Raw genomic sequence first — 11,544 nt, 5'->3', positions numbered from 1 at the left:
GGACGCTCTCGTCGTTCCGGACGCTCTCGTCGTTCTAGACGTTCCGGACGCTCTGGACGCTCTGATCGTTCCAGACGCTCCTGTCGTTCCAGACGCTCTGATCGTTCCAGACGCTCCTGTCGTTCCAGACGCACTGGACGCTCTCATCGTTCTAGACGCACTTGGTTGTTCTAGACTTTTTAAACGTCCTTGTAGCTCATACTTATTATAGGGATCAACAAAAGGCAAAGAACGCTGTGCAAAATCTCCACCCTGGCTATCATCTTCTTGCCTTTTGTTGTTCAGCTCGTGCTGGACTCGTCACTAAGCCCTGAAGATAAGTAGTAGTTTTACTTTAATTGTTGTATTATTTATCCTATTGATTATCGTGGCTACGGTAGCTATGGATACTACTAAAAACTATAAAAAAGCTCCTATTTATACAGGAGCTTTTCATTTTAATAAAGTTTAAAATAAGGACAATTGAGGAAATAATACACAAATTTGTTTAACTCACATAACAAAGGTTATCGGAAGTTGTTATGCCGCAGTACATCGATCCTTTAAGGATAGCAATAATCAACCTCTTGTATCCCTAAGGCAAAAAATACTATTCTTCTACATTTCATGTTTATAAGATCCGAAAGGTGATAACTATATTAAAGGATCTTAGTCTTCATCATTTCATACAAGGAGGTAACGAAATGCCAAAAATAACTGTTCCAGAACGAGGAACTTTTGAAGTTGAAAATGGAAAAAAGCTAGTATTAGCGTTAGAAGATAGTGGTGTACATATTCTCCATCGTTGCGGGGGAAATGGAAGGTGTACAACTTGTAGGGTAGAAGTATTATCAGGTGAGTTTTGTGATTTAACGAACGTAGAAAGAGATGCATTTTCGGAAAAAGGAATTGAAGATCATCTGCGCTTATCCTGTCAACTTCGTGTCAATGGAGACGTTACCGTTCGCCCCATCATGATGGTAGAAAACTCTGGTATGGATGCTGGCCCGAAACCTGCTGAATAAATCAATACTTCTGCTTTCCCTGTAATTTGTTTACATGTATTTTAAAATCCGCTATGTCTTTCAGCAATTGCTGTATGTATCCCTTAGAAGCTTCCATATTCCAAGGCTACTTCATCTCTTTTTCATAGCAATTTGACGAAACAGTCAAGATATCCAACAGCTCCTCTTCCTTGAAGTGCTTAGGAATGTACATCTATGATTCCCCCATCTCTACATTTCCCTAATCGTATCACACCTTTTGTTTGTACAATATACCTTTTTGAACGAATGTAATGGAGCGAACCCGCATAGTTTATAACAAGCTGATTTGGACAAGAAAGGACAGGATGTACATGATACAAAAATTCAGAGGTTTTGTATTTTTCCTTGCGATAAGCTGCATATTGGCAGCATGCTTTGCTTACTTCGGCAATGAATTGCTGAACGAGCAAACTCTGATTCCCGCATCTGCCGGACCTCAAAGCCAAACAGATGAATCCGAATATGATATGAACTTTGATTTGGAACAAAAGCTCGTAGAAAAGAAGACGGTAAAGGGATATGTAATTGAAACGTATCGCGAGTATGAAATTTACAAAGATGCGAAAGGCCAAGTATTAAAGAGTGTACCGACTGCAAACTATAATTATCTCCGTTATAAAAGCAAAGAGTAAGCCAGAAGGTCATTTTTACTTCGGCTTACTCTTTTTATGACATAGTTTACTTATAAACAGCTCATTAATGATATCGAAACCAAACAGACCATTGATTCGTTTGATCCTTCACCACAAAAATTTCCCCGAACGAAGCTGCATTATGCATTTTAGGAAAACGTAATCTGACAAACCAAGAGCGATTCGCAACTTCTCTTCCGCAATTTTGGATGGCCATATAATAGTAAGATTTGTCCGTACCCTTCAGCTCTTTCATAGGAGTGATCACTTCCAGCCGATAGTCCAAATACTTTGGATTTCTACCATACACCTTTGAAATCAAATAATGTGATAAGGCCGCGTTCAATTCTTCCTTATCTTGATTAGAAGGCTCTTGCAGAAGCTGTGTTTTTGGACATACAGTATTCCCTGAAGCTTCTGCGGAAGCATGCGAAAAAGGAACCATTAGCAGCAAACAAAGAAACACGAATATTTTTCTCATATTTTCACCTCAGCGATAGTATATCCAATTCGCTGTCGGTTACTATAACGCAGTACAGCAAAACTATACAGCTCCTTAATTTCTTATATTTATTCTTCCTTAGCTTCAATCTCAATCTTTTGAACTGCTTCTTTCCCTGCAAAGCCTTCGAGAAGTTCTTTCATGTCAATACCAGAGGAAGCCTTCAGCGTTTCCTGCAAGGATGCCATAAGATCTGTTGCATATGCTGTTACTTTTCCCGCACCGCCATTTTTCCCGTTTCCTGTATCTACCACTGTAATCTTATCAATGTTGCCAAGCGGGCTTGCCACTTCCCTCGCATAAGCCGGAAGCATTTTCAATACCATATCCATGATAGCGGCCTGGCCGTACAATTCGAACGCTTCGGCGATTTTTTGTTTGGCTTCCGCTTCTGCTAAACCTTTTAAGCGAATAACCTCCGCATCTGCTTTCCCTTGTGCTTCAGTTGCTTGCGCCAATGCAAAACCTTGAGCTTTTTCAATTTCTGCTTTTGCCAAACCTTCTACACGAACCTCTTCCGCACGCCCTTTTGCTTCAGCTTCAATACGGAACTGATGTGCCTCCGCTTGACGGATCTGGCGGACTTTCTCCGCTTCAGCCGACTGTTCCGCTGCATAGCGATCGGCATCTGCTTTCTTCTTAACTTCTGCATCATATTGTTTTTCACGGCGAGCGATTTCTTTTTCCTCTAACTCAATTTGCTTCTCGCGCTCGATAATTTTAACGCGCATTTGTTCTTCTGTAACACGCTGCTGCGCCTTCGCTTGTTGAAACTGGTACGCCAAGTCCGCTTCTGCTTTTGCAACCTCTTGTTCCTTTTTATATCCTTGAACTTTGAGCTCCTTTTCCTTCGTCGCCTCGGCAATTTGGGTGTCACGCTGCAGTTCTGCTTCTTGTGCTTCCTTCTCCGCACGAGCACGTTCAATACGAGCCTCTTTCTCTCGTTCCGCATTCGCAATAATTGCATCCCGTTTTACGGTGGCGATTTGCGGCTGCCCCAGTGCCTCTAAATAGCCGTTTCTATCGTTAATTTCCTTGATAGTAAAGGATACGATACGAAGTCCCATTTTCATGAGGTCACTTGAGGCTACCTCATGAACTTTTTGCGCAAATTCTTCCCTGTTGCTATAGGCTGCTTCAACTGTCATGGACGACACGATGGCACGCAAATGTCCTTCTAGAACCTCTCTTGCTTCATTCTCCAAATCTTCTCGTGTTTTGCCAAGATATTGCTCAGCGGCCGTTGAGATTTCCTCGATTGTGGAACCAATCTTGATGATAGAAACGCCATTGACTGTTACGGGAACACCTTGTTTTGTATATGTATCTTTTGTACCTACCTCTAACTTGTGGTTTAACAAGCTTAAACGCTCAGCCAGTTGAAGAATCGGTATAACGAATGTACCGCCGCCGCGAATAATTTTCACCTTTTTTCCATCTTCCGATTTCACTACATTAATTCCGTTTCCTAAAAAGCTCCCAGTCACTATGAGCGCCTCATCCGGCCCTACTGTACGATACTTCATAATGAAGATGAGAAGAAGTAAAGCAAGAATCGCTAATAATACTCCGCCGATGATTAAAGGAATCATGGTATACCCTCCCTGTTTGAATAAATTTTATAGAACAGAATGTTTTACTGCTTCAACAACGAGCACGCCATCCTGAATTTCTATCACTCTTACAAATTGCCCTTGCGCAATCGGCTGCTGTGTGTAGCTCTTAGCCGGCAGCGCGTTGCTTCCAAACTTGGACGCCAACAGCACTTCACCGTATCCTTCCGCGGGAACAGAAATAAGTACCTCGCCTGTTTGCCCTACAAAATCATTCGTGCGATACGCGGTATTTTGCTCTGAACGTGAAATCGGCACGAGCACGAACGCCTGCATGAGCAATACACAAATGAAAGAAATCAATACTGCCACTACGAAAATCGCGATGCTGTTCCAGGCAGTTACATACTCAAGGATATATCCACCCCCGCACAAAATGGCAAGAAAGCTGAACAATAATGTCAGGTGGTGACTGCTTCCCGCTACTCCATCAAAAATACCTTCGACGATATCTCCGAAAATGAAGTACACGACCGCAATTAAACCTGTAATGACTAAACCGTATAAGTATAAGGTTTGCAAAGCATATCCAAATAGAGTCATCTTCGTTGAACCCCCTTCATGTTTACAATCCTCTCTTATAAGTTTAACAGTTTTACAGATTAAAAAATAAAAAATTTTACTTTTTCTTACAAAAGAGCACGCACATTAAGCAGCGCGCTCTCCTTGTGCTTTTTCTTTAAAAAACAGCTTCATCATCAGCGGTGTTACAATCGTTGTAATAAGAACAACCGCAACAATCACAGCGAACATATCCTGCTGAAGAAGCTTAGCGTCTAATCCGATCGCGGCAATAATGAGCGCCACTTCTCCTCGTGAAATCATGGCAGATCCAATTCCAAGCGAGCTGTTCCAGTTGAAGCCCGCTGCTTTTGCACCGATTGCACAGCCGAGCAGCTTCGCGGCAATTGCCAATATGCTGAGTATCACGAGCAGCTTCCAATTTTCCTGAATGCCGTTGAATTGCGCAGATACCCCGATGGATGTAAAAAATACAGGGACGAAAATGGCATACCCGATCGTCTCTACCTTTTCAAACACCTCATGCTTATAGTTTGTCAGACTGATAGCGACACCGGCAATATACGCGCCTATTACAGACGCTACGCCTGTGTACTCCGCAAAATACGCAAAAGAAAAACAAAGAATCAGACCTGCTGAAATTACAGCTTCAGTTACCTTAAGAGGGGCAAACTTCCGCAGTATCCACGGAACTGCTTTCCAAGACAAAAGAAGTGCAATTGCAAAGAATGCTACCTTCTTTAAAATAACCATTGTAAGGTTCACATCTCCGCCGGCAAAGCTCATCACAAATGCCAGCGCAACGATTACGAGCACATCATCAATAACGGCAGCGCCAAGAATGACAGAACCTTCTTTCGATTTCAAGCGTCCCATCTCTTTCAAGGCCTGCACAGAAATACTTACGCTTGTGGCAGACAATAAAAGCCCTAGGAAAATCGCTTCGAGCACCGGCATTCCCATCACCATTCCCGCTGCATAACCGAGCGACATCGGAACCGCCACGCCGGCAGTACCTACAACGGCAGACGCTTTTCCTGTACGTTTAAACTCATCCACATCAGTTTCTAAGCCGGCAATGAACATAAGGAGGATCACGCCGATTTGGCTGATTTCATGCAAAATATCTGTATCGTTTACAAGTCCCAAAACAGACGGACCGAGAACAATTCCGACAAGGAGCTTCCCAAGCACTGACGGCTGCCCGAGACGCACGCTTATGTCCCCTGCAATTTTAGATGCCAGCAAAATAATCGCTAATTGCATAATTAACATATACATCCACCTTTCTCGTGCTGTAGACAAAAGGAGCACATCCACTGCAGACTCCCACCTCACCCGAAAAAAGGCAAAGAGGAGCCTGCTGTGACAGGCTCCTCCAAAAACGTCTCATATCGTATATGCTTTTTATTATACAGCATTTTTGTAAAAAAGTAAATATTTGTATATATGAAGCAACACACCTCAATCATTTCGAAACCAGCCCTTTTTGAAGAACAACCAGCCCATGATACTGCCTATTCCAATCATGGCGCCCAGCACAACAAAGTAACCATACTTCCACTTCAGCTCAGGCATATTATCGAAGTTCATGCCGTAAATACCAGCTATGAAGGTAAGCGGCATGAAAATGGTTGTAATGACCGTTAGCTTTTTCATAATGCTATTCATATGATACGAGTTCAGCGAGATGTAGTTATCCCGCATTTCAGATGTAATCTCCCGATTGGACATCACCATTTGACTCAACTTTAATAAATGGTCATAAATATCATGAAAATACGCCTTCTTATCCTCCTGCATGAGAAAGCGTTTAGATTCTAACACACGGTACAGCAAATCTCTCATTGGTCCGATTACGTAATGAAGCTGCAATAAATCCCCCCGAATACGGAACGTTTCGTTAATGAGCGAGGGCATAGTTCCTTGTCGGTAGTCTTGTTCTAATCGCTTCATCCGATCTTCAATCGCATGCACAATCGGAAAATACGTATCCACAAGCTTGTCCATAATTTTATGTAAAATCTCTATATGGCTTTGCTGTCCTGTTTTTGAAGAGGTCCGAAAATGATTCCATACAGAAGTGATTTCCGGTAATTCCTCAAGATGAAATGAGACAATAAAATTTTCGCCGACGAACAAATCCACCTCATGTATATCCAGCGTATCTTTTTGTATCGCATGAATAACTAAAAAGCTGTGACGGTCATAATACTCAAGCTTTGGCCGCTGTAAAAAATGCAAGCAGTCTTCAATCGCAAGCGGATGAAATTTAAAGTGCGAGGACAGAAGCGAAATTTCATCATCTGTCGGCTTATTAAAGTCCACCCAATACCATGCTATATCTTCTCTTTTTAATTCGAGAATCGGTATATCTGTCAACACACGGTTTTCCTTTGTTATTGCTAAAATCCGAAGCATCATTCTCTCCTCCGCTATGATTATTACAATCTATCATTATATCATTAAAAATTCATAACTTTTATCAAAAATCCACTCCGATTATATTCAGAATATTATATATTCCAACATAATACCTGCATAGGAGGTTTTTCAATGAGAGTCAAAGGAAACTATATACAAGTGAATAAAAAAAACGGCTTTTTATAATAGGGGGAGATCATCCGCCTAAGCATAGAAGCGGTCAAACCCTTTTCGTGGCCCATGCAGGGAGAGAGAGAGGGAGCGCAGTTTCCCTTTTGTTCTATGTGGCAAACGATAGATATGTCGGAATAACAAAGTGGATTTATATATACAAGTGAATAAAAAAACGGCTTTTTATAGTGGGGAGAGATTAAAAGACGTGCAGAAGCGGTCAAACCTTTGGTTCATGCAAGGGGAAACCAAAGAGAAGAGAAAAAGCATACCATACTCCCTTTTGGTTGCACATAGCACATGGGCATGTCGATTTATCATTCACTCATATATACGTGCCAAAGCAAGACATTTTTTACTATACAGAAAAGAAAAACATGATAAAAAACGGAAAGATGCCAAAATCTTTCCGTTTTTTATGTATTGTTTTCCATTCTCCGCTCATGCTAGAAGTAGGTGATGCTATGCTGCTGACAAAAGGAAACCAGGAACAAAGGGCAATCAATCTTGCATTGTTCCTCATTATACTTTATGTTCTCCCTCTGTATGTATTGGGAGAAGATGCTCACATTCGCATCCATGATAATCTTGATTCCAATATCGCCTGGTACAAAGTGCTGCGAGAGAGCGGACAGCTTTTTGGAAGCGTTCATGCTGTTGTTCCGCAAGTCATTAACGGTCTGCCCCGCAATGCGTACGGCACGGAATTCAGTTTGCTCGTATGGCTGCATTATTGGTTCCCTTCTATGCTTGCGTATGCCTTAAATCAAACGATTGTACGTATAATCGCTTTTATTGGGATGTATGTGCTCCTGCGGGATTTTTTTGTTACAGACAAGGAAGCATATTGGATTCGGATAGGCTGTGCATTAGTTTTTGCGTTAACTCCATTTTGGCCGTCTGGTATGCTAAGCACACTTGGACATCCTCTTGCCTTATGGGCGTTTTTGCATATTCGTGCCCATACTTCTTCTTGGAAACATTGGCTGGTCCTTCTTGTCTTGCCTCTGTATTCAAGCTTTGTTTTAGGCTTTTTCTTTTTTTTAGCGGCAATGTCTGGGCTTTGGCTGTGGGGTTTGATTCGGAAGCGCCAGGGAAATCTTCCTTTCTTAAGCAGTATTTTACTCATGACTAGTGCGTATTTACTTATTGATTATCGATTTGTTTATTCTTTATTGTTCGGTCAAGAACCTACAAGCCGCAACGAGTTTATTTCTTCCCGCCTGTCTCTCTGGCGTACCGTTCGGCTCATTTTCAAAAACTTTGGATTCGGTCACACTCATGTGCTGACCGTGCATACGTATGTAATTTTACCGATTCTTTTTTTGGCGCTTTATATGGTATATAAGGAAAAGAAATGGCTGACGGAGCGAATGTATCTCTTTTTATTCGTTTTTAACTTTCTGCTGTCTGTTTGGTATGCATTTTGGTTTTATAAAGGATGGCAGCCGCTGAAGGAGAACATATCGTTTTTGAACACGTTCAATTTCGCACGCTTTCATTTCTTGCGTCCTATGATTATCTATGTTTTATTTGCTGTGGCATTGTACATTCTCTGGAAGCGGGGAAACATATGGAGAAGGATTGTGAAATTAGCTGTAATAGCGCAGCTTTGCATTCTTATGTCGTGTAATGAAGAGGTGTATTACCGTCATGTAGGCGCTCCTTCCTTTAAAGAGTTTTACAGCACAGCTTTATTTCACCAAGTGGATGATTACATTAACAGGCCCAAATCCAGCTATCATGTCGGAAGTATCGGATTACATCCGGCAATTGCGCAATATAACGGATTTTATACGTTGGATACGTATAATAATTTTTATCCGCTTGCGTACAAGCATGCCTTTCGAAACATAATTACGCAAGAGCTGGATAAAAACAAACAGTTGGGAAATTACTTTGATACGTGGGGCGGACGCTGCTATCTATTTGCAGATGAGTTAGGAAATTGGTACGATTTCCGCAAATCCTCTCACAAGGTAATTCGTCATTTGCAGTTGGACACTCGCGCCTTCTACAATATGGGCGGACGTTATATTTTCTCATCAGTTCCCATCCAAAACGCTGAAGACAACCATCTAAAGCTTCTGCAGACATTTGAACATCCGGATAGCATTTGGAACATTCATTTATATGAAGTACAGCAGCAAGGAGAGTGACATCATGAATGAACCGCTTTTAACAATTGTAATTCCTTGTTATAACGAAGAAAAAGTGGTGAAAGAAACCGTTGCGCAGCTCTCGATTGTTCTCGTAAAGCTCGTGCAGGAACAGTTGATACATAAAAACAGCAAGCTGTTATTTGTGGACGATGGCAGCCAAGATCATACTTGGCGCCTTATTATGGAAATCAGCGATGTGAATCCATTTGTAACAGGCATCAAGCTGGCACGCAACGTCGGTCACCAACCGGCTTTGCTGGCAGGCATGCTGCAAGCGAGAAAGTATTCTGATTGTGTTCTTACCATTGATGCCGATTTACAGGATGACATTTCAAAAATTCGTGATTTTATCTTAAAGTATCGAGATGGATATGATGTAGTGTACGGTGTCCGAAACAAACGAGCAACAGATACGTTTTTCAAACGGACAACAGCCATTTTATTTTATCGTTTTCTAAAAAAAATGGGAGTCCACATTGTACATAATCATGCCGACTATCGGCTCATGAGCAAGCGGGCTCTGGATGAATTGAATCACTATAAAGAGCGAAATTTATTTTTACGAGGAATTGTGCCGCTCCTGGGCTTCCGCTCCGCCACTGTTTTGTATGACAGAAAAGAACGATTTGCAGGCGAATCCAAATATCCATTAAAAAAAATGCTGACTTTTGCATTTGATGGCATTACTTCTTTCAGCATCACTCCTATTCGTTTTATTACCCTAGTTGGCTTCTTGTCCTTTTTCACAAGCGGCATCTTCGGCAGCTATGCCGTTATACAGAGAATTCTCGGGTATACAACACCAGGATGGACATCCCTCATTATTTCAATTTGGTTAATTGGAGGCATTCAATTAATGGGAGTCGGTCTCATCGGAGAATATATTGGAAAAATCTACAAAGAAGTAAAACAACGGCCCCACTATGCAATTGAAACTGATTTATACTCTGTACGCATGCAAGCACAAGAATGGCTGTCTTCTCCAGCTCCCAGCATGACAGATCATGAAAAAACATCCTAAGAAAAGCGCAGGTTCTTGGACGGCAGCACCTAGCCGGCGGAGCTGGACACCAAGAAAAGCGGAGCCTTCGAGGTGCCAAACCAAAAAGTTTATCTTTCTTATCAAAAAAGGACTTGCTTCGCAGCAAGTCCTTCGCCGTTAAATGAGCTGGCGATTCATCATTTTTTCTTTCCATTCCTCCGGCCACGGCACGCCCTTGCCCGTCTTTTTAGATACTTGCACCATCGTGCTGCGGCCGACAAGGCAAATCTCTTCTTTTTCATTTTTCACCATATAATGCATATCGGCAGAAGAATTCCCGACACTCTCGACCTTCACATATACTTTTAAATGTTCATCAAAAAACACTTGGCGAAGATAATCACATTGCAGATTTGCCACTACAATCATTGCTTCTACGTTCTTTTTTGTCCACTCCTGCATAAAGCCGAGCTTCTTGAAAAACTCAATACGGGCTTCTTCAAAATAAGTGAACGGCACTTTATTATTTAGATGCCCGAACATATCCATCTCTGAAAAACGCACCTTTGTCGGCATATAGAAAACAAACTCTTTTTCCCACGCTGCAAAATCCCCGATATAGGATATGTGTTTCACGATCTTCGCCCCTTTAGTAAAATCGCCTCTTCATAATGAAGAGGCGATACATGGATTAATAGTTATTTTCGCTGCCAAAGAAATCCTTAAACGCTTGAATCGTCGTATCGCGGTTTAATGCCGCGATAGATGTTGTCAGCGGAATTTCCTTCGGACAAGATTGCACACAGTTTTGAGAGTTACCGCAGTTTGCAAGGCCGCCGTCTCCCATAATTGAATGCAGACGCTCTGCTTTGTGCATAGCACCTGTCGGATGAGAGTTGAATAAGCGCGCTTGAGAAAGCGGAGCCGGTCCGATAAAGCTTGAGTTGCTGTTTACGTTCGGACAAGCCTCTAAGCAAACGCCGCATGTCATACACTTAGACAGCTCGTATGCCCATTGCCGCTTTTTCTCCGGCATTCTCGGTCCTGGTCCTAAATCGTATGTGCCGTCAATCGGAACCCATGCTTTTACACGTTTCAACGCATTGAACATTCTGCTGCGGTCAATTTGCAGGTCGCGTACAACCGGGAATGTTTTCATCGGCTGCAAACGAATCGGCTGCTCTAATTTGTCAACGAGAGCCGTACAAGATTGACGAGGCTTTCCGTTGATTACCATCGAGCAGGCGCCGCATACTTCCTCTAGACAGTTCATATCCCAGGAAACAGGCGTTGTTGCCTTGCCCTTTGCATCAACCGGGTTACGGCGGATTTCCATCAATGCCGAAATGACGTTCATATTCGGACGGTATGGAATTTCGAATTCTTGATCGTATGGCTGAGAGTCTGGTGAATCTTGTCTGCTAATAATCAGGCGGATTGTTTTATTAGACATGTTGCTTATCCCCCTTCTTCTCTTCCGTTTCATTCTTTTTCTTATCTGTTGTATAGTC

Annotated in this window: 12 protein-coding genes; 5 read left to right on the top strand and 7 right to left on the bottom strand. The window is 42.2% G+C overall.

Annotated elements, in window-relative coordinates; genetic code table 11:
- The first annotated feature begins 310 nt into the window (after positions 1-310).
- The 3 genes from H540_RS35815 to H540_RS0128505 all read left to right on the top strand — a co-directional run bounded on the left by H540_RS35815 (position 311) and on the right by H540_RS0128505 (position 1,657).
- Positions 311-451 (top strand): YjcZ family sporulation protein, encoded by a 141-nt coding sequence (locus H540_RS35815; protein ID WP_081415328.1) that lies wholly within the window; start codon positions 311-313, stop codon positions 449-451.
- A 232-nt stretch (positions 452-683) separates the two neighbouring features.
- On the top strand, positions 684-1,004 hold the full coding sequence (locus H540_RS0128515; protein ID WP_028403459.1) for a 2Fe-2S iron-sulfur cluster-binding protein: 321 nt from the start codon (positions 684-686) through the stop codon (positions 1,002-1,004).
- 332 nt (positions 1,005-1,336) lie between these two features.
- Entirely contained in the window at positions 1,337-1,657 is a 321-nt protein-coding gene (locus H540_RS0128505) for a hypothetical protein (RefSeq protein WP_028403458.1), read from the top strand.
- A gap of 64 nt (positions 1,658-1,721) precedes the next feature.
- Here the strand turns inward: H540_RS0128505 and H540_RS0128500 are convergent, their stop codons facing one another.
- The 5 genes from H540_RS0128500 to corA form a co-directional block, all read right to left on the bottom strand.
- Complete coding sequence (locus H540_RS0128500; protein WP_028403457.1) at positions 1,722-2,138, bottom strand: hypothetical protein; 417 nt, start codon at positions 2,136-2,138, stop codon at positions 1,722-1,724.
- Positions 2,139-2,227: 89 nt separating this feature from the next.
- The gene (locus tag H540_RS0128495; protein WP_028403456.1) at positions 2,228-3,751 is read right to left on the bottom strand and encodes a flotillin lipid rafts scaffold protein FloT; all 1,524 of its coding nucleotides are present in this window, start codon (positions 3,749-3,751) and stop codon (positions 2,228-2,230) included.
- A 27-nt stretch (positions 3,752-3,778) separates the two neighbouring features.
- On the bottom strand, positions 3,779-4,315 hold the full coding sequence (locus H540_RS0128490) for an NfeD family protein (RefSeq protein WP_028403455.1): 537 nt from the start codon (positions 4,313-4,315) through the stop codon (positions 3,779-3,781).
- A gap of 105 nt (positions 4,316-4,420) precedes the next feature.
- Positions 4,421-5,569, bottom strand: a complete 1,149-nt coding sequence (locus H540_RS0128485; RefSeq protein WP_028403454.1) for a cation:proton antiporter — start codon at positions 5,567-5,569, stop codon at positions 4,421-4,423.
- Between the two features lie 189 nt (positions 5,570-5,758).
- A complete protein-coding gene (gene corA, locus H540_RS0128475) occupies positions 5,759-6,715 on the bottom strand; it encodes a magnesium/cobalt transporter CorA (RefSeq protein WP_028403453.1) in 957 nt (318 codons plus the stop codon).
- Between the two features lie 638 nt (positions 6,716-7,353).
- On the opposite strand from corA, the gene H540_RS0128470 reads away from it, so the two are divergent.
- Positions 7,354-9,048: a DUF6044 family protein gene (locus tag H540_RS0128470; RefSeq protein ID WP_028403452.1), complete on the top strand. Its 1,695-nt coding sequence runs from the start codon at positions 7,354-7,356 to the stop codon at positions 9,046-9,048.
- A 4-nt stretch (positions 9,049-9,052) separates the two neighbouring features.
- Complete coding sequence (locus H540_RS0128465; protein ID WP_028403451.1) at positions 9,053-10,072, top strand: glycosyltransferase family 2 protein; 1,020 nt, start codon at positions 9,053-9,055, stop codon at positions 10,070-10,072.
- 138 nt (positions 10,073-10,210) lie between these two features.
- Here the strand turns inward: H540_RS0128465 and H540_RS0128460 are convergent, their stop codons facing one another.
- Together H540_RS0128460 and sdhB are read right to left on the bottom strand one after the other, a co-directional pair.
- Positions 10,211-10,669 (bottom strand): acyl-CoA thioesterase, encoded by a 459-nt coding sequence (locus tag H540_RS0128460; RefSeq protein ID WP_028403450.1) that lies wholly within the window; start codon positions 10,667-10,669, stop codon positions 10,211-10,213.
- A gap of 55 nt (positions 10,670-10,724) precedes the next feature.
- Complete coding sequence (sdhB, locus tag H540_RS0128455; RefSeq protein WP_028403449.1) at positions 10,725-11,486, bottom strand: succinate dehydrogenase iron-sulfur subunit; 762 nt, start codon at positions 11,484-11,486, stop codon at positions 10,725-10,727.
- Positions 11,487-11,544 lie beyond the last annotated feature (58 nt).

This window comes from Ectobacillus panaciterrae DSM 19096 (assembly GCF_000430785.1).
Lineage (GTDB): Bacteria > Bacillota > Bacilli > Bacillales > Bacillaceae_G > Ectobacillus > Ectobacillus panaciterrae.
The sequence above is the reverse complement of the archived record's forward strand: the minus strand, read 5'-3'. Positions and strand labels throughout refer to the sequence as shown.